The sequence below is a fragment of the Aliiroseovarius sp. genome (assembly GCF_030148435.1).
Classification (GTDB): Bacteria; Pseudomonadota; Alphaproteobacteria; order Rhodobacterales; family Rhodobacteraceae; genus JASBTN01.
In genome coordinates, this window is record NZ_JASBTN010000001.1 from 1 (window position 1) to 16,970 (window position 16,970).

The following is a 16,970-nucleotide window of genomic DNA, read 5'->3' on the forward strand; positions in this document are numbered from 1 at the left end:
GTCGAGTCGTGAATGTCGCCGTCGAAAAACTCGCCATGATCGGAATAGAACATGATCTGGCCAATGGTCGAGCAGGCGCATTTCGGCACCACGCGATAGACCATGCTTTCGCTTTCCGTCATCCAGGTTCCGGGAAACCCCATGCTCGACTGCCTCCTCTTTTACCCTTTATAGGCCTGATCCTGCGCCTTTGGGATGATTGGGTCGAAAAAACCAAAAAAACAGTGTCTATTCAATGGTTCTTCACGCTATCTATGGCAACAATGCCGTGTAACTGAGGTTTTGGTTCCCCAAATGGCAAAAATCGCCTTCATTCTGCTGTGTCACAGGGACCCGGACGGAATCATCAATCAGGCCACGCGTCTGACGGCGGTGGGCGATTACATCTCGATTCACTTCGATGCGCGTGCCAGGCCCGAGCATTTCGAGAAGATTCAGGCGGCACTGAAGGACAATCCGAACGTGACCTTTGCCCGGAAGCGCATCAAGTGCGGATGGGGCGGCTGGTCGCTGGTGCAGGCGACCCTGCATGCGGTCGAAGCGGCGCTCGACGCCTTCCCGCGCGCCACTCATTTCTACATGGTCTCGGGTGATTGCATGGCGATAAAATCGGCCGAATACGCGCATGATTTCCTGGACGCCGAAGAAGTCGACTATATCGAGAGCTTCGATTTTTTCGAAAGCGACTGGATCAAGACCGGGATGAAGGAAGAGCGGCTGATCTACCGCCATTTCTTCAACGAGCGCACCCAGAAGCGGCGGTTCTATGCCAGCTACAACCTGCAGAAACGCCTCGGTCTGACGCGCAGGATCCCGGCCGACCTGCAGGTCATGATCGGCAGCCAGTGGTGGTGCCTGCGGCGGCGCACAATCGAATGGATTCTGAAAATGACGCGGGAGCGCAAGGACGTGATGCGCTTTTTCCGCTCCACGTGGATCCCGGACGAGACCTTCTTTCAGACCCTGGTCCGCCATCTGGTGCCGGAGGCGGAAATCCGCGCCCGCACCCTCACGTTCCTGATGTTTACCGACTACGGCATGCCGGTGACATTCTACAACGATCACTATGACCTGCTTTTGAGCCAGGACTTTCTGTTCGCACGCAAGATCAGCCCGGAGGCGGAAGAGCTGAAGGCGCGCCTGGGCGATCTTTATGCGGCCGAGGGAGTGGATTTCCAGATTTCGAACGAAGGCCGGTCGCTGTTCAAGTTCCTGACCGGCCGGGGCCGGATCGGCCGCCGTTTTGCACCCCGGTTCTGGGAGGTGGAAAGCAGCCTGGGCCGGGAACGCGAGCTGTTGATCGTGGTGGCCAAGAAATGGCACGTCGGCAAGCGGCTGGCGGATCGGGTCAGGCAGGTGATGAACCTTCCCGTGATCGAATACCTGTTTGACGAAGAAGGCACGCCGCTGCCGGACCTCGGTGGCATCCAGGGCAGCCTGGAAAAACGCACCCGCCACCGCCGCGCCCTGGTGCGCATGCTGTTTGACTATTACGAGACCGACAGGCTGCTGATCTGCATGGATCCCAACAACACGGACCTGATGCAGGATTTCTTTTCCGACCGCTCGACGACGCGCATGCTGGAGGTCGAAAGCGAGTTCAGTGACGATTATCTGCTGGGCCACGCAAAACGCATCGGGCTGGCGGGGGAGCGCACGCCACAGGATGCCATCGACCGCCTGCTGCCCACGATCCGGCGCGATGTGCGGTTCGAAAGTGACAGCATCCGCGATGTGGGGTTTGAGGAACACTACCGTGTGCGCGAAGCCGACGGGCCAGACGAGAACGCCCGCCCTCTTGCGAAATTCCTGTCCATCCCCGAAGAAAGGGCGCGTGAAATCGCTGCGACCGACCACCTGTTTGCTGATTGAGGGATCCCATGGCCTATCGATATGACGACCAGAACATCTTTGCGAAGATCCTGCGGGGGGAGATCCCGAATGACACGGTCTACGAGGATGAATTTGCCCTGGCCTTTCGCGATATCCAGCCACAGGCACCGCAGCACGTGCTGGTGATCCCCAAGGGGGCCTATGTGAACTACGACCATTTCGCCGCCGAGGCCCCGGAGGCCGAAATCGTCGGCTTTACCCGCGCCATCGGCAAGGTCTGCGCGGCCATGGGCGTGGAGCCGGGCGAGGGCGGCATGGGCTACCGGATGATTTCCAATGCCGGCGAGGCGGGGGTGCAGGAAGTGCCGCATCTGCATGTGCATATCGCCTCGGGCCGGGTGCTGGGGCGGATGCTGAAGCGGTTCGACTGAGGCGCTGCCGGATCGCGTACGCACACACTCCAGATGTCCCGCCGGGGCGTGGTCCGGCTCGGATTGCCCCCGGGAACGGCGGAATCGCTTGCGGGCATCGGACGCGCTGGTATCATGGCGCGACCGATTTGCACAAGGATATGACATGAGCCAGGATGCGCCCGAAACCAAGGTTGTGGACAGCTACAAGATAGCCTGTGACGGGGGTGAAGGCGCGCTGGGCCATCCGCGCGTCTGGCTGCAGATCCCGGCCGAGCAGGGCTGGGTCGAATGCCCCTATTGCGACTGCAAATACGTGCATAGGGACGCGGCCGACACGACGGTCTCAGGGGCCGCCTGAGGCGGTCTCCGCCCGAACAACACGCGAACAGGGGAGGGCGGGGCATGAGCTTCGGCAAGGGATGTCATTTGCACTTGGTCGACGGCTCGGCCTTCATCTTCCGTGCCTATCACGCATTGCCGCCGCTGACGCGGAAATCGGACGGGCTGCCGATCGGCGCCGTGGCCGGGTTCTGCAACATGCTGTTCAAATTCGTCGAGGATGCGAAGGGCGATGATGCGCCGACCCATGTGGCGGTGGTCTTCGATTACTCCGGCCACACCTTTCGCAACGAGATGTACCCGGCCTACAAGGCGAACCGACCGCCCGCGCCCGAGGATCTGGTGCCGCAGTTCCCGCTGACCCGCGATGCCACCCGCGCCTTCAATATTGCCTGTGTCGAGGTCGAGGGCTTCGAGGCGGATGACATCATTGCCACCCTTGCCCGGCAGGCTGATGCGGCCGGGGGGCGGGTGTCGATCATCTCGTCCGACAAGGATCTGATGCAGTTGGTCGGTGGTGGGGTCGAAATGGTCGACCCGATGAAGAACAGGCGCATCGGCGTCGAGGGCGTGGAAGAGAAATTCGGCGTCGGCCCCGACCGGGTGGTCGATGTGCAGGCGCTGGCGGGGGACAGTGTGGACAACGTGCCCGGCGCGCCGGGGATCGGCATCAAGACCGCGGCCCTGCTGATCAACGAATACGGCGACCTCGAGACCCTGCTGGCCCGCGCCGAAGAAATCAAGCAGCCCAAGCGCCGCCAGACCCTGATCGAGAAGGCGGATCAGATCCGCATTTCGCGTGATCTGGTCAAGCTGGTCGATGACATGGATCTGGACTTCGGCCTGGACGATCTGGAGCTGAAGGACCCGGAACCCTCGGTGCTGCTGCCCTTTCTGGCGGATATGGAGTTCCGCACGCTCACCAACCGCGTCGCTGGAAAACTGGGCCTGGAAGCTCCCGAAATCCGCGAGGTGACGCCGGAGCCGGACGCCCCCGAACAGGCCCCCATCGACCCGGAGAAATACGAGTGGGTGAAGGAGGCCGGGGCGCTGCGGAGCTGGATCACCCGCATCCGGGAACGCGGTTATGTCGCTGTCGATACCGAGACCACCGGGCTTGACGAGATGCAGGCGGACCTGGTGGGGATTTCGCTGTCGGTGGACCCGGGCGAGGCCTGCTATATCCCTCTGATCCACCGCGAAAGCGCAACGGATGATCTGTTCGGGGGCGACGCCCTGGCCGAGGGGCAGATGCCCGTGGACGAGGCGCTGGCGATCCTGAGGCCGGTTCTGGAGGACGCGGCGATCCTCAAGATCGGCCAGAACATGAAATACGACGCGAAGATTTTCGCGCGCTATGGTGTGGCCGTGGCGCCGATCGACGACACCATGCTCATGTCCTATGCGATGAACGCGGGGCTTCACAATCACGGGATGGATGCGCTCAGCGAACGCTATCTGAACCACAAGCCGATCTCGATCAAGACACTGCTGGGCACGGGCAAAAGCGCGATCACCTTCGACCGCGTGCCGATTGCCGAGGCGGTAAAATACGCCGCCGAGGATGCCGATATTACCCTGCGCCTGTGGCAGCTGTTCAAGCCGAAACTGCATGCCGCCCAGGTGACGCGGGTCTATGAGACGCTGGAACGCCCGCTGGTCCCGGTATTGGCCGAGATGGAGATGCACGGCATCCAGGTGGACCGCGATACGCTCTCGCGCATGTCCAACGCCTTCGCGCAGAAGATGGCGGGCTACGAGGCCGAGCTGCACCAGATTGCAGGCCGCGAGTTCAACGTGCAAAGCCCGGCGCAGGTGGGCGAAATCCTGTTCGGCGAGATGGGGTTGGAGGGCGGCAAGAAGACCAAGACCGGTCAATGGTCCACGCCTGCGGACGTGCTGGAAGACCTCGCCGCCGAACATCCCTTTGCCGCGCGGGTGCTGGACTATCGCCAGCTGCAAAAGCTGAAATCGACCTACACGGATGCGTTGCAGACCCATATCCATCCCGAAACCGGGCGCGTGCATACGTCCTATTTGCAGACCGGGGCGAACACGGGGCGTTTTGCCTCGACCGATCCGAACCTGCAGAACATTCCGGTGCGTACGGAAGAAGGCCGCCGCATCCGCGAGGCTTTCGTGGCGCCGGAGGGTAAGCGGCTGATCAGCCTCGACTACAGCCAGATCGAACTGCGGATCCTCGCTCAGATGGCCGGGATCGACGCCTTGAAGGAGGCATTCCGGGCAGGCCACGACATCCACGCCATGACCGCGTCCGAGATGTTCGATGTGCCGCTGGAAGAGATGACACCGGACATTCGCCGACAGGCCAAGGCGATCAACTTCGGTGTGATCTACGGCATTTCGGGCTTTGGCCTTGCGCGCAACCTGCGCATTCCACGTGCCGAGGCGCAGGGGTTCATCGACCGTTACTTTGAACGCTTCCCGGGCATTCGCCGCTACATGGACGAGACCGTCGGCTTCGCCAAGGACAACGGGTTCGTGCAGACCCTGTTCGGGCGCAAGATTCACACACCCGAGATCGGTGCCAAGGGTCCGCAGGCGGGTTTCGCCAAACGCGCGGCGATCAACGCACCGATCCAGGGCACGGCGGCTGACGTAATCCGTCGGGCGATGATCCGCATGCCGGACGCGATCCGCGACCTGCCCGCCAGGATGCTGTTGCAGGTGCATGACGAATTGATCTTCGAAGTTGACGAGGTCGCCATCGACGACACGATCGGGATCGTGCGCGCGGTGATGGAAGGGGCGGCCGAACCGGTGGTCAAGCTCGACCTGCCGCTGGTGGTGGATGCGGGTCAGGGGGACAACTGGGCCGAAGCACATTGATCTTTCGCGCAGCTTCTCTGGTGGTTGCCCTGGCGACCCCGGCCCTGGCCGAGGCACCACGGGTCCTGGTAATCGGCGACAGTCTGCTTTCTTGGAATTCCGTTAGCGGGCAATCCGTGGCCGACCGGCTGGAGGGTTTGTTGAGCGGCGAGGTGCGGGACCGATCCGTCGGCGGCGCACGGTTGATCTACAACCTGCCGATTACCGGTGCGATGGGGCTCTCGATCCCGAAACAGTATCGCAAGGTTGACCGAGACGCCGGCTGGGATTGGATCGTGGTCAACGGTGGTGGCAATGACCTGTTGTTTGGCTGCGGATGCCAAAAGTGCGACCGCAAGCTGGGCAAACTGATCTCGGAGGACAGCCAGCGCGGTGCAATTCCTAAACTGGTTGCACGGATGCGTGCGGACGGGGCCAAGGTGCTCTGGCTGGGCTATCTGCGCAGCCCAGGCGTGGACAGCCCGATCGACAGTTGCCGGGATGAAGGTGACATCCTTGAAGCGCGGATCGAACACCTGGCCGAGAGAGATGAGGGCATGGTGTTCCTGTCCATCGCCGACATGGTCCCCGAAGGAGACAGGAGCTATCACGGGGTCGACATGATCCACCCTTCTCGCAAGGCCAGCCTGGCCATTGCCCGCCGAATTGCAAAGGTAATCGGGCAGGACTAACGGCGACTTTTCCCGGTCAGCAAGTCACAGAGACCTGCGCAGGTCGATGGGGGGCAGGGCTGGGCCCCGGCCCGCTCGATGGCAATGCCCAGAATGATCAACGCGGCAAGAAGGATTGCTTTGAAATTGGTCATTGGAAGTCTCCCGTCACGGATGCGGTCTGCCCGCACCGCAAGGACAGCAGGAGGAGTGTCGCTATGCCATATCGCGGGTTTCCTGTGCAGTTCTGATCCACCCGGCCGGGGCTGTCATGGCCCGTCAGGTGCCTTGTGGGCCGCATAGAAGGCGGCCAGGGACTTGTCCGTTTCGGGCCGAAACGCCGCGCCTTCCGCCATTTCGCGGATGCGGTCGATGCGGAACATACGGAAATCATTGCGCAATTCACACCAGGCGGCGAGTGTCCAAACCTTGCCCCAGAAGAGAAGCCCCAAGGGGCGCACGTCCCGGGTGCTGACGGCGCCCTCGGCGTCCTCGTAGTTGAGCGTGACAGTCAGCCGGGTGTCCGTGGCGGCTTCCAGACGGTCGATCATCGCGCGCTCTTCGTCGGTCAGCGCCCAGTTGCCCAGGGCGTGGATCTCCACCCGCTCGGCCCCTTGCGCAAGCCCCGGCGGCAGCACCGCCTGGATCTTGCTCAGGGCCTCTTCGGCGGCCAGGGCCATCGAGGCGCCGCCCCAGCTGCGCACCATGCGCGCGCCGGCGACAAGGGCCATGACCTCGTCTCGGGTGAACATCAGCGGGGGCATGTCGAACCCTTCGCGCATGATGTAGCCGACGCCGGCCTCGCCCTCGATCGGCACGCCGGAGCCGATCAGGTCGGCCACGTCGCGATAGATCGTGCGCGGGCTGACCTCGAGCTTTTCGGCCAGCGCCTGCGCTGTGGTCAGCCGACCGCCCCTGAGCAGTTGCACGAGGCGAAAGAGGCGGTCGGCCCGGCGCATCAGGTCGCCTGTGCGGGTTCGAACAGGCCCAGTGAATTGCCGTCGGGGTCGATCGCATAGATGAAGCGGCCCGGCGGGATTTCGATTGCTTCGGACAGGACCGTGCCGCCCGCGGCGGTGCAGCGCGCGGCGGCTTCCTCGACCTTGTCGGGCACGACGATATGCACGGTCGGCCCATTGCCGCCCGCGGCAGGTTTGCCCGGATAGAGATGGCCACCGGCGGTGTTCATGTCACCGCCCAGCCAGGCCATCGGGTTCGGGCCGGTGTCGTCGATTGTCAGGGTCCATTTGAACACGGTGTTGTAGAACTCCACGGCCTTGTTCATATCGGAAACGGGAATTTCATTCCAGCAAACAGCGGTTTGGGGGGCTTGGTCGGACATTTACAGGTCTCCATCATCAATGTTGATGAGGAAAGGATGGCACAGGGCTGCTGACAGCTACCTGTCAGCAGTATTTGCAGATCGGAAATCCGGCAAAGAGCTGCGCGGCACGGGTCAATCCAACCCGTCCGTCAGCCAGGTCAGCCCGGCCTCTGTCTGGGCGGCGGGGTGATATTCCCCTGACACGAACCCCTTGTAGCCCTCGGCGTCCAGCTGGCGGAACCAGGCCGGATAGTCGATTTCGCCCTTTGCAGGCTCATTGCGCCCCGGATAGCCGCCGATCTGTATGTGGCGCACCAGGTGCTTGTAGGCCTCCCACTGGGCCAACATGTCGCCGGTGATCATCTGGGCGTGATAGGCGTCGAATTGCAGGCCGAGGTTGGGGGCGTTTACCGCAGCCAGAACCTCGGCGGCCTGGTCGAATCGGTGCAGGAAATATTCCGGCATGTCCGTGTGGTTGATCGGCTCGATGGTCAGGCTCTGATCGGGCGCCTGTTCACAGGCCCATTTCAGATTCTCGACAAAGGTCTGTTGCGCGACCAGACCCTTGGCCTTCCCGGCCATGATGTGCAGATGATTGGCGCGCAGGGCCTTGGCGAAGCGCAGTGCCCGCTTGAAGTCGTGGCGGAACCGGTCGGTGCCGCCCGGCAGGGCGGCAAAGCCGCGGTCGCCGCCGGTCCAGTTCGGAGGAGGCGTGTTGATCAACACCATGGTCAACCCGTTCACGGTCAGCCGCCGGGTGATCTCGCTGGCCGCGTCATCATAGGGAAACAGCACCTCGACCGCAGTGAACCCCGCGTCGGCCGCCGCCTGGAACCGGTCCAGAAAGGGAAGTTCGCGAAAGAGAAAGCTGAGATTGGCGGCGAAACGGGGCATGATCTCTCCTTTGTTGGGTGGGAAGGCAGACAGCGGAACAGAAGGGCGCAACGATGGGGGAATAGTGAAAAAGTGAAATTTCGCGGGGTGTTCTGGTGGCCTAAGGTCCAGAAAGGTTCGAATTCTCTCTGCCCCGGATCAGCCCTCCCGTGCGTTGGAGGAGGTAAGGGGAAAGAAAATCCCGCCCGACCAGAGACCGATCTGCCCGTCGAAATCCACCGCGTGATCAACGAGGCGATAATAGCTCTTGCGATCCAGCCGCGCCTCGAGATTGTGCCGCAGGGTGACATAGGGCACCTCGCCTTGGTCCAGGCGCAGGGGGTGTTCGGCGTCGATCCGCGCCGTGTCACCGAGGTTGGTGGTGAAATGCACCTCCTGGGCGCGGCCCATGCCTGTCACATCCACGTCGACGCCGACGAATGGCGCATCCTCGACCGTGATCTGCCATTTCTCGACCGGGGACACCAGGAAGTAGTCCTCTCCCTCGCGTTTCAGGATCGAGGCGAAGAGCCGAACCAGCCCCTCGCGGCGGATCTCGCCGCCCTCGTGGATCCAGCGCCCGTCGCGGGTGATCACCATGTTCATGACACCCGACTGGGGCGGGTTCCACAGATGTACGGGGGGCGGGCCCTTCGGCGCGGCGTCTTTCGCGGCTCCCGCCAAACCTTCGAGTTTCGGCGTTTTTTCACCGGATTTCGCTTTTGTCATTTGTGCCCACCCTCGGTTTGCGCCTTTAATGGATGGATAGACCGGCTGGCGGAGGATTTCCATGACGAACGAAGAGCTTGTGGGTGAGATCGAGGCGTTGGGCGCGAAGCTGGCCCGGGCCAGGGCGTCGATAGCGCGCCGGATCATCGGTCAGGAAGAGGTTGTGGACTTGACCCTGTCGGCGATGCTGTCAGGGGGGCATGCGCTGTTGATCGGTCTGCCCGGTCTGGGCAAGACACGGCTGGTCGAGACACTGTCGACGGTGATGGGGCTGGACGCGGGGCGGGTGCAGTTCACCCCGGATCTGATGCCGGCGGACATCCTGGGGTCGGAGGTGCTGGAAGAAGGCCAGGGCGGCGCGCGGGCCTTTCGTTTCCTGAAAGGGCCGATCTTCTGTCAACTGCTGCTGGCCGACGAGATCAACCGCGCCAGCCCGCGCACGCAATCGGCGCTGTTGCAGGCGATGCAGGAACGTGTGGTGACGATTGCGGGGCACGAGCACCGGATGCCCGCGCCCTTCCATGTGCTTGCCACGCAGAACCCGCTGGAGCAGGAAGGCACCTATCCGCTGCCCGAGGCGCAGCTTGACCGGTTCCTGTTGCAGATCGACGTGGACTATCCGACCCGCGATGCGGAGCGCGATATTCTGCTGGCGACGACCGGCACGCAGGACGCCCGGGCGGAAGCTGTGTTTACCGCCGAGGAGCTGATGGCGGCGCAACATCTGCTGCGCCGCATGCCTGTGGGCGAGGCGCTGGTCGAGGCGATCCTCGATCTCGTGCGTGCCTGTCGGCCCGATGATGACAGCGCACCCGAGGCGGTGCGCGAGGCGGTCAGCTGGGGGCCGGGGCCGCGGGCCGCGCAGGCCTTGATGCTGCTGGTGCGGGCGCGGGCCCTGCTGGAGGGACGACTGGTGCCGGGGCTTGCGGACCTCGAAGCGCTGGCGCGTCCGGTACTGATCCACCGCATGGCATTGAGTTATGGCGCACGGGCCCGTGGCGAGAGCCTTGCGGGTCTGATTGATTCAGTGGTGGCGGAGCGGGCCGGGAAGGCCGCCGCTTGAGCCCCGCCGTCCTGCGCGCGCGGGCCGAGGCGCTGGCCCAACCCCTACCGCCCCTGCTGGCGGAGGCGCGGCAGCTCGCGGCCTCGATCCAGCTGGGCGAACACGGGCGGCGCCGGCCGGGTATGGGGGACGCGTTCTGGCAATATCGCCCTGCGATGCAGGGGGATCCGGCGCGCGCGATCGACTGGCGCCGCTCGGCCCGGTCGGATCAGCATTTCGTGCAGGAAAAGGAATGGCAGGCGGCACAGAGCGTGGTGCTTTGGGTGGACCGGTCTGCCGCGATGCAGTTTTCCGCCGCCGAACGCGTGACCAAGGCGGACCGTGCGGCGGTCCTGGGGCTGGCGCTTGCCTCGCTGCTGGTGCGCGGTGGCGAACGGGTCGGCCTGTCGGACATGCCCAGCCCGCCGATGAGCGGTGATCTGCAGGTGGAACGGATGGCGCGGCTCCTGATGGCCGAAGAGGATGTCGAGTACGGAGAACCTCGTCTGACCCAGCTGCCCGCACATGGCCGCGCCGTGTTCCTGTCGGATTTCCTTGGTCCGATCGAGGCGGTGGAGGCGGCCTTGGCCCGTGCCACGGGCCGCGGCCTGTCAGGGGTTCTTTTGCAGGTGCTGGACCCGGTGGAGGAGGCATTTCCCTTTGCGGGACGCACGCTGTTTCACTCCATGTCCGGCGGGTTGCGCCACGAGACCCGCGAGGCGGCGGACCTGCGGGATGCCTATCAGGCGCGGTTGGCGGAGCGAAAGGCGGCGCTGTCGGCCCTGGCCGCAAGCCATGGCTGGCGCTGTCACACCCATCACACCGGTGACACCCCGGCGGCGGCGCTGTTGTGGCTTTATCACGCGTTGGAACGGCAGCGCTGATGTGGGCGCTGGGGCCGATAGGCTTTGCCACGCCGTGGCTGCTGCTGGCATTGGCCGGGCTGCCGGTGCTGTGGTGGCTCCTGCGCGCGGTGCCGCCCGCGCCGATCCGCAGGCGCTTCCCCGGTGTCGTGCTGCTTTTGGGGCTGGAGGATCGCAATCAGCAATCCGACCGTACGCCCTGGTGGTTGCTGCTGCTGCGCATGCTGGCGGTGGCGGGGCTGATCATCGGTCTGGCCGGGCCTGTGCTGAACCCGGACCGCGCCGGCCTGCCGCGTTCGGGCCCGCTGCTGGTGTTCATCGACAATGGCTGGGCCGCCGCGCCGGATTGGGCCGCCCGAATCGAGGCCGTGGATGCCGCCCTGGCCGAGGCTGCCCAGGATGGGCGTCCGGTGGCGGTGGTGCTGGCCTCGGACGTGCCGGGCGAGGGGCTGCCGCTGCGACCGGCCGGGGAATGGCGTGCCCGTTTGGCCGGGCTGGAACCCGTGGCCTGGGCGCCGGGCTATGGCGCTGCGATGGCCTGGGCGCCGGACCTGCCCGGCACGGAGGTGCTGTGGCTCTCGGATGGTTTGGACCACGAGGGGCGCGCGACCCTACTGGCCATGTACCAACGGGCGGGCGACGTGACGGTGGCCGAACCGCCCGCCCCGCGTCTGGGGCTGTTGCCCCCGCGGTTCGAGGATGGCGCGGTAAAGCTGGAACTTCTGCGCAGCGCCGAGGGCGGGGAACGCACCGTGCAGGTTGCCGCCATCGGCCCGGACCCCAACGGCATTGAACGGACCCTGGCCCGGGCCGAGCTGACCCTTGCCCCTGGCGCGTTGCGCGCCGAGACTGCCCTGACCCTGCCGCCCGAACTGCGCAACCGCCTGACCCGTTTCGAGGTGGAAGGCATGCGCAGCGCGGGCAGCGTTGCCCTGGCCGATGACAGCCTCCGCCGCCGCCGGGTGGCCCTGGTCGGCGGGGCTGATCGCGAGGGGTTGGAACTGCTGTCGCCGCTGCACTACCTGCGCCAGGCGCTGGAGCCGACCGCCGAACTGATCGAAGGCGCGCTGAACGATTTGATCCAGGCCAGCCCGGACGTGGTGATCCTGGCCGATGTGGCGACCCTTGCAGAACCCGACCAGCGTGCCCTGGCGGAATGGGTGGCCCAAGGGGGGCTGCTGCTGCGCTTTGCCGGGCCACGGCTTGCCGCGAGCGACGTAGGGCGCGGGATCGAGGATATCCTGCTGCCTGTGCGCCTGCGCGCGGGCGGACGCAATGTGGGCGGTGCGATGAGCTGGGGCAGCCCGCGCGCGCTGGCCCCGTTCAGCGATCAATCGCCCTTCCATGGGCTTGCGGTGCCCGACGACGTTCTGGTCTCGGCCCAGGTGCTGGCGGAACCCGGCCCCGATCTGGGCGAGCGGACGATCGCGGCTCTGGCGGATGGCACGCCGCTTGTCACCCGCAAGGCGCTGGGGGAAGGCGCGGTGGTGCTGGTGCACGTCTCGGCCAACGCGGAATGGTCTACCCTGCCGCTCTCGGGCCTTTTCGTGCAGATGCTGGAGCGGCTCGCCGTTTCGACCCGGCCCACGCGGCCCGAGGCCGAGACGCTGGCAGGCACGACCTGGCAGGCGGAGCAGCTGCTGGACGGGTTCGGCATGCTGGTGAAGGCCGAGGCGATGGCCGGAGTGGAGGGCGAACGCCTGGCCGGGCTGGCCGGGCCGGACCTACCGCCGGGGCTTTACGCCGAGGCCGACCGGCGCATTGCGGTCAATGCGCTGGGGGCAGGGGCGCAACTGGCCCCCGCCAACTGGCCCGCCGGTGTTGTGCCGGTCTGGGACGTGGCGCGCGCGGCGCAACCGCTGGGGCATTTGTTCCTGCTGGCCGCGCTGCTTCTTCTGCTTGTGGATATTCTTGCCGCCCTGCGGCTGAGCGGCCGCCTGGGCGGGGCGGTGGCCGCGCTGGCTCTGATCGGGTTGATACCCCTGTCCGAGGCACGCGCCCAGGAGGGTGAAGCCGTTGATCCCGCCCAGCTGGCCGCGGCGGCCGAAGTGACCCTGGCCCATATCCTCACCGGCGACGCAGACCTGGATGCGCTGGCCCGCGCCGGGCTGGACGGGCTTGCCGCCGAGCTCACCCGCCGCAGCTCTGTCGAACCGGCCCCGACGATCAGCGTGAATGTGGAGGCGGACGACCTGTCGCTCTTCCCGCTGCTTTACTGGCCGATCAGCGCGACGCAGCCGCTGCCGTCGCCTGCGGCCTATGGGCGGCTGAACCGCTATCTTGCCGGGGGCGGGTTGATCCTGTTCGATACGCGGGACGGGAACCTGAGCGGCACCGGAGGCTCGACCCCCGCCGGGCAGCGCCTGCGCGCGCTGGCGGCCCCGCTGGATGTGCCTCCCTTGGAACCCATTCCGCTGGATCACGTGCTGACCCGAACCTTCTACCTTCTGGGGGATTTCCCGGGCCGTTATGCAGGCCAACCGGTCTGGGCCGAAGCCGCGCCGCCGGATGCCGAACAGGCCGAGGGCATGCCGTTCCGCAACCTCAATGACGGGGTCACACCGGTGATCATCGGTGGCAATGACTGGGCCGGGGCCTGGGCGCTGGACGCGGGTGGTCGGCCCCTGCTGCCGGTCGGGCGTGGCGGCGCGGGCGAGCGTCAGCGCGAAATGGCCTATCGCTTCGGGGTGAATCTGGTCATGCATGTGCTGACGGGGAATTACAAAAGTGACCAGGTCCATGTGCCGGCGCTGCTGGAAAGGCTGGGCCAATGAATGCGACCAGCGTGATCTTCGACCCTGCCTTGCCCTGGCCCGTCCTGGCCGGGCTGGCGGCGCTGGCGGTGCTGCTGGTGGCACTGGGGGCATGGCGCGGGTTGGCGGGTTGGGGCCTGCGTGCGCTGGCTCTGACGGGGATCCTGTTCGTCCTGTCCGGGCCGTCCCTGCATCAGGAAGAGCGGGATCCGCTCTCCGATATACTCCTGGTCTTGCTGGATGAAAGCGCCTCGCAGGGCCTTTCCGATCGGGCCGCGCAGAGCGCTGCCGCTTTTGCCTCGATCGAAGCGCGGGTGGCGGCCACCGAAGGGTTGGAAATGTCCCTGGCTCGGGTGGGTGACGGCGAAGGGGATCTGGGGACCCGTCTGGCCTCGACCCTTTCGCAGGCCCTGGCGGAATTGCCCCGCGACCGGTTGGCAGGTGTCGTGATGATCTCGGACGGGCGGGTGCATGACGTGGAGCTGATGCCCGACAGCCCGGCGCCCGCCCATCTGCTGCTGACCGGGCGTGACACCGATTGGGACCGCCGCCTGGTGGTGGAAAACGCCCCTGCCTTCGCCATCCTGGGTGAAGAGCAGGAAATCCGGCTGCGCATCGAGGATCAGGGTGCGGCACCCGCGGGCAATGGGCGCACCATGCTGGAAATCTCGATCGATGGCGGCGAGCCGATCCAGCATGACGTGCCGGTCGGTGAAAGCCTGCGCCTGCCCGTCGTGCTGACACATGGCGGGCAGAACGTGATCCGCTTTTCGGTTGCCGAAGAGGATGGCGAGCTGACCGCGCGCAACAATGCGGCCGTGGTGCAGATCAGCGGCGTGCGCGACCGGCTGCGGGTGCTGCTTGTCTCGGGCCAGCCGCATCCGGGCACGCGCACCTGGCGCAACCTGTTGAAATCCGACGCCTCGGTCGATCTTGTGCATTTCACCATCCTGCGTCCACCGAACAAGCAGGATGGCGTGCCGGTGAGCGAGCTGAGCCTGATCGCCTTCCCGACGCAGGAATTGTTCCTGGAGAAGGTCTCTGAATTCGACCTGATCATCTTCGACCGCTACATGCTGCGCGGTATCCTGCCGGGGCAGTATCTTGGCTCGGTACGCGATTATGTGCGGGATGGCGGCGCGGTGCTGGTGGCCGCCGGGCCGGATTTTGCCACCGCGCAGAGCCTTGCGCGCTCGCCTCTGGGCGAGATTCTGCCCGCCACACCCAGTTCCCGGGTGATCGAACGCGATTTCGTGCCGGAAGTGACCGATCTTGGCGCCCGCCACCCGGTGACGCGCGGCTTGGAGCAGTTCGCTCCGCCCGATGGCTGGGGCCGTTGGCTGCGGCTGGTTGAACTGGAGGCGGGGGGAAGCGGCCAGGTGGTCATGGCGGGGCTGGACCGGCCGCTTCTGAGCCTCGACCGGGTGGGCGAGGGGCGCGTGGCGCTGCTGGCCTCGGACCATGCCTGGTTGTGGAGCCGGGGCTACGAGGGGGGCGGGCCTCAGCTGGAACTGCTGCGCCGCCTGGCCCATTGGATGATGAAGGAGCCGGAGCTGGAGGAGGAGGCGCTTGGCGCCCGGGCAGAGGGGCTGCGCCTGGTGGTGACACGCCGGACCCTGGGGGAAGGCGGGCGCGAGGTGCGTGTCACCCGGCCGGACGGTGTGGAAGAAACCCTGACCTTGACCGAAGAAGAGCCCGGGCTCTATCGCGGCACCTACCTGGCGCCGGAAATGGGGCTGTATCTTCTGGAAGAAGGCGACCTGAACGCAGTCGCCGCCCTGGGCCCGGCCGCACCCCGCGAGTTCGAGCAGACCGTGGCAACGGATGCTCTTCTGGCCCCGGCGCTGAAGGCATCGGGCGGCGAGACAAAACGGTTGGAAGACGGGGTGCCAGCCTTGCGTTCGGTGCGCCCGGGACGTCCTGCGGCGGGGCCGGGCTGGATCGGCTTCACCCCGCGCGAGGCCTATGTGACCACGGCGCTGACTGTCGTGCCCCTGGCGCCTGCCTGGCTGATCCTGCTGGTTCTGGCCGGGCTGGCGATCGGGGCCTGGCTCTGGGAGGGGCGGGAGCGCGGCTCGGGTCAAGGTTAGCCCTTGGCAGTGATGGAATCTTAGTGACCGAAAGTGCGCAGGCGGTTGATATTGAATGATTTTGCGTGGCGCTGATTTTCTGGATTTCTGGCGTTTGGCATTCCGCTGGTCCTACTCCAACGGCAAGACAAACACCTGATCCCCCCAACCATCCCGCCCACAGCGGGCGCGGATAAGCAGCGCCTCGACACCATCGGGCACATCCAGCAGCAAGGAGCGCGTGAAGGGCTGCTCGTCCACATGCGGATGGGCCAGAACGCGCAGCCCCAACGCCTGCCCGTCCTGTGCGCGAACCTCCCAGCCATCGGCATAGTGATTCCAACCCGTATCGGGATGAGACAGGGTCACATGCACAGTGCTGCCGCGCATCTCGGCTGCCTCGATCGCTGGGAAATCGGCCAGCGCTGGCAGGGCGGCAATCACGCTCGGTGCAATGAAAAACAGCGATTTCACACCTTGTCCTCCAACAGGACCGCGCGTGACCTGGACGCGAACTCGCGTCGCCACAGGACGAACAGCGTGATCAACGTGGCCGCGATGAGCCCCATTGGACCCGCGAACCAGGCCAGCGCGGCCATCGCGAAATAAACCGACCTGAGCCCCCGGTTGAAACTGCGGGCGGCGGTGATGTTGACCTCGGCGGCCTGGGCGGCGCGGGGAAAGGCGCGCGGATCCTCCGGATCGTTGGGGACCGACGCCATGACCACGGCGCAATACCCGAACAGGCGATGCGACCAGACAAAGCTCAGGAAGGCATGGGCCAACAGGCCGATCACCAGCAGGATGCGCACTTCCCAGACCAGAGCGGGCGCCTCGGCCTGGGCCAGGTCTGCGGCAACGCCGGACAGCCGGTCCGTGTTTCCCAGCAATGCCAGCCCGCCGCCGATGCCGATCATCGTCGCGGAGGCAAAGAAACTGGCCCCCTGGCGCAGGGTCGACAGGATCGACCCGTCAAAGATACGGGGCTGGCGCGTGACCATCTGAACCATCCATTCGCGCCGGTAACGTGCCACCAGCTTCGAGGTCGAGACCCGCCTGTCCGCCGGGTGTTCGATCCGCCAGCCGATGCCGATCCAACCTGCCAGAAGCGCGCAGACAGCCAGGGCATCAAGCAGAGAGAAAGGGGCCAATTGGTCAAGAATTTGCATGGAAAAACCCTAGCCGGATGGGAAGGCGCTTGCCAGCGTCAATTGGTTGGTTATATTTTCTTA

The 16,970-nt window shown here is 65.4% G+C and carries 17 protein-coding genes; 9 read left to right on the forward strand and 8 right to left on the reverse strand.

All coding sequences use genetic code 11. The annotated features are described in order from the left end of the window. Window positions 1-143, reverse strand: a 143-nt coding sequence (locus tag Q1V43_RS00005) for a sulfotransferase family 2 domain-containing protein (protein WP_300512941.1), incomplete at its 3' end; no start/stop codon positions are given. Window positions 144-294: 151 nt separating this feature from the next. On the opposite strand from Q1V43_RS00005, the gene Q1V43_RS00010 reads away from it, so the two are divergent. The 5 genes from Q1V43_RS00010 (at window position 295) to Q1V43_RS00030 (ending at window position 6,106) form a co-directional block, all read left to right on the forward strand. After that, window positions 295-1,872: a DUF5928 domain-containing protein gene (locus Q1V43_RS00010; protein ID WP_300512605.1), complete on the forward strand. Its 1,578-nt coding sequence runs from the start codon at window positions 295-297 to the stop codon at window positions 1,870-1,872. An 8-nt stretch (window positions 1,873-1,880) separates the two neighbouring features. Continuing rightward, on the forward strand, window positions 1,881-2,264 hold the full coding sequence (locus Q1V43_RS00015) for an HIT domain-containing protein (RefSeq protein WP_300512607.1): 384 nt from the start codon (window positions 1,881-1,883) through the stop codon (window positions 2,262-2,264). A gap of 145 nt (window positions 2,265-2,409) precedes the next feature. After that, complete coding sequence (locus tag Q1V43_RS00020; protein WP_300512610.1) at window positions 2,410-2,604, forward strand: zinc-finger domain-containing protein; 195 nt, start codon at window positions 2,410-2,412, stop codon at window positions 2,602-2,604. Window positions 2,605-2,648: 44 nt separating this feature from the next. Next, window positions 2,649-5,435 carry a DNA polymerase I gene (polA, locus tag Q1V43_RS00025; RefSeq protein ID WP_300512612.1) on the forward strand — a complete coding sequence of 929 codons (2,787 nt, stop codon included), beginning with the start codon at window positions 2,649-2,651 and terminating at the stop codon, window positions 5,433-5,435. 20 nt (window positions 5,436-5,455) lie between these two features. Next, the gene (locus tag Q1V43_RS00030; RefSeq protein WP_300512615.1) at window positions 5,456-6,106 is read left to right on the forward strand and encodes an SGNH/GDSL hydrolase family protein; all 651 of its coding nucleotides are present in this window, start codon (window positions 5,456-5,458) and stop codon (window positions 6,104-6,106) included. On the opposite strand, the gene Q1V43_RS00035 is transcribed toward Q1V43_RS00030, so the two are convergent. The 5 genes from Q1V43_RS00035 to Q1V43_RS00055 form a co-directional block, all read right to left on the reverse strand. After that, window positions 6,103-6,240, reverse strand: coding sequence for a hypothetical protein (locus tag Q1V43_RS00035; RefSeq protein WP_300512617.1), 138 nt, complete (start codon window positions 6,238-6,240; stop codon window positions 6,103-6,105). The genes Q1V43_RS00030 and Q1V43_RS00035 overlap by 4 nt on opposite strands. Before the next feature lie 114 nt (window positions 6,241-6,354). Continuing rightward, complete coding sequence (locus tag Q1V43_RS00040) at window positions 6,355-7,044, reverse strand: YafY family protein (protein WP_300512618.1); 690 nt, start codon at window positions 7,042-7,044, stop codon at window positions 6,355-6,357. Then, the gene (locus Q1V43_RS00045; RefSeq protein ID WP_300512619.1) at window positions 7,044-7,427 is read right to left on the reverse strand and encodes a VOC family protein; all 384 of its coding nucleotides are present in this window, start codon (window positions 7,425-7,427) and stop codon (window positions 7,044-7,046) included. The genes Q1V43_RS00040 and Q1V43_RS00045 overlap by 1 nt, the downstream gene beginning before the upstream one ends. Window positions 7,428-7,541: 114 nt before the next feature. Next, on the reverse strand, window positions 7,542-8,303 hold the full coding sequence (locus Q1V43_RS00050) for a TIM barrel protein (protein ID WP_300512621.1): 762 nt from the start codon (window positions 8,301-8,303) through the stop codon (window positions 7,542-7,544). 138 nt (window positions 8,304-8,441) lie between these two features. Then, on the reverse strand, window positions 8,442-9,011 hold the full coding sequence (locus tag Q1V43_RS00055; protein WP_300512623.1) for a DUF1285 domain-containing protein: 570 nt from the start codon (window positions 9,009-9,011) through the stop codon (window positions 8,442-8,444). Window positions 9,012-9,072: 61 nt separating this feature from the next. Between Q1V43_RS00055 and Q1V43_RS00060 the strand changes: the two genes are divergently transcribed. The 4 genes from Q1V43_RS00060 to Q1V43_RS00075 are packed head-to-tail and all read left to right on the forward strand — an operon-like array spanning window position 9,073 to window position 15,759. Then, on the forward strand, window positions 9,073-10,074 hold the full coding sequence (locus Q1V43_RS00060; RefSeq protein WP_300512626.1) for a MoxR family ATPase: 1,002 nt from the start codon (window positions 9,073-9,075) through the stop codon (window positions 10,072-10,074). Further along, window positions 10,071-10,937: a DUF58 domain-containing protein gene (locus tag Q1V43_RS00065; protein WP_300512629.1), complete on the forward strand. Its 867-nt coding sequence runs from the start codon at window positions 10,071-10,073 to the stop codon at window positions 10,935-10,937. The genes Q1V43_RS00060 and Q1V43_RS00065 overlap by 4 nt, the downstream gene beginning before the upstream one ends. Continuing rightward, window positions 10,937-13,690 carry a DUF4159 domain-containing protein gene (locus Q1V43_RS00070; RefSeq protein ID WP_300512632.1) on the forward strand — a complete coding sequence of 918 codons (2,754 nt, stop codon included), beginning with the start codon at window positions 10,937-10,939 and terminating at the stop codon, window positions 13,688-13,690. The genes Q1V43_RS00065 and Q1V43_RS00070 overlap by 1 nt, the downstream gene beginning before the upstream one ends. Next, window positions 13,687-15,759 (forward strand): hypothetical protein, encoded by a 2,073-nt coding sequence (locus Q1V43_RS00075; protein ID WP_300512635.1) that lies wholly within the window; start codon window positions 13,687-13,689, stop codon window positions 15,757-15,759. Before Q1V43_RS00070 ends, Q1V43_RS00075 begins: the two co-directional genes overlap by 4 nt. A gap of 111 nt (window positions 15,760-15,870) precedes the next feature. Here the strand turns inward: Q1V43_RS00075 and Q1V43_RS00080 are convergent, their stop codons facing one another. Further along, a complete protein-coding gene (locus tag Q1V43_RS00080) occupies window positions 15,871-16,128 on the reverse strand; it encodes a hypothetical protein (RefSeq protein ID WP_300512943.1) in 258 nt (85 codons plus the stop codon). 80 nt (window positions 16,129-16,208) lie between these two features. Next, window positions 16,209-16,907 carry a DUF599 domain-containing protein gene (locus Q1V43_RS00085; protein ID WP_300512637.1) on the reverse strand — a complete coding sequence of 233 codons (699 nt, stop codon included), beginning with the start codon at window positions 16,905-16,907 and terminating at the stop codon, window positions 16,209-16,211. Window positions 16,908-16,970 lie beyond the last annotated feature (63 nt).

What these genes read in the sequence shown, in the direction of transcription:
- Q1V43_RS00085 (WP_300512637.1), bottom strand. Translation starts at nt 16,907, where the DNA reads ATGCAAATTCTTGACCAATTGGCCCCTTTCTCTCTGCTTGATGCCCTG.
- Q1V43_RS00060 (WP_300512626.1), top strand. Translation starts at nt 9,073, where the DNA reads ATGACGAACGAAGAGCTTGTGGGTGAGATCGAGGCGTTGGGCGCGAAG.
- Q1V43_RS00080 (WP_300512943.1), bottom strand. Translation starts at nt 16,128, where the DNA reads ATGCGCGGCAGCACTGTGCATGTGACCCTGTCTCATCCCGATACGGGT.
- Q1V43_RS00020 (WP_300512610.1), top strand. Translation starts at nt 2,410, where the DNA reads ATGAGCCAGGATGCGCCCGAAACCAAGGTTGTGGACAGCTACAAGATA.
- Q1V43_RS00035 (WP_300512617.1), bottom strand. Translation starts at nt 6,240, where the DNA reads ATGACCAATTTCAAAGCAATCCTTCTTGCCGCGTTGATCATTCTGGGC.
- Q1V43_RS00015 (WP_300512607.1), top strand. Translation starts at nt 1,881, where the DNA reads ATGGCCTATCGATATGACGACCAGAACATCTTTGCGAAGATCCTGCGG.
- Q1V43_RS00050 (WP_300512621.1), bottom strand. Translation starts at nt 8,303, where the DNA reads ATGCCCCGTTTCGCCGCCAATCTCAGCTTTCTCTTTCGCGAACTTCCC.
- Q1V43_RS00040 (WP_300512618.1), bottom strand. Translation starts at nt 7,044, where the DNA reads ATGCGCCGGGCCGACCGCCTCTTTCGCCTCGTGCAACTGCTCAGGGGC.
- Q1V43_RS00070 (WP_300512632.1), top strand. Translation starts at nt 10,937, where the DNA reads ATGTGGGCGCTGGGGCCGATAGGCTTTGCCACGCCGTGGCTGCTGCTG.
- Q1V43_RS00055 (WP_300512623.1), bottom strand. Translation starts at nt 9,011, where the DNA reads ATGACAAAAGCGAAATCCGGTGAAAAAACGCCGAAACTCGAAGGTTTG.
- Q1V43_RS00010 (WP_300512605.1), top strand. Translation starts at nt 295, where the DNA reads ATGGCAAAAATCGCCTTCATTCTGCTGTGTCACAGGGACCCGGACGGA.
- Q1V43_RS00045 (WP_300512619.1), bottom strand. Translation starts at nt 7,427, where the DNA reads ATGTCCGACCAAGCCCCCCAAACCGCTGTTTGCTGGAATGAAATTCCC.
- Q1V43_RS00075 (WP_300512635.1), top strand. Translation starts at nt 13,687, where the DNA reads ATGAATGCGACCAGCGTGATCTTCGACCCTGCCTTGCCCTGGCCCGTC.
- polA (WP_300512612.1), top strand. Translation starts at nt 2,649, where the DNA reads ATGAGCTTCGGCAAGGGATGTCATTTGCACTTGGTCGACGGCTCGGCC.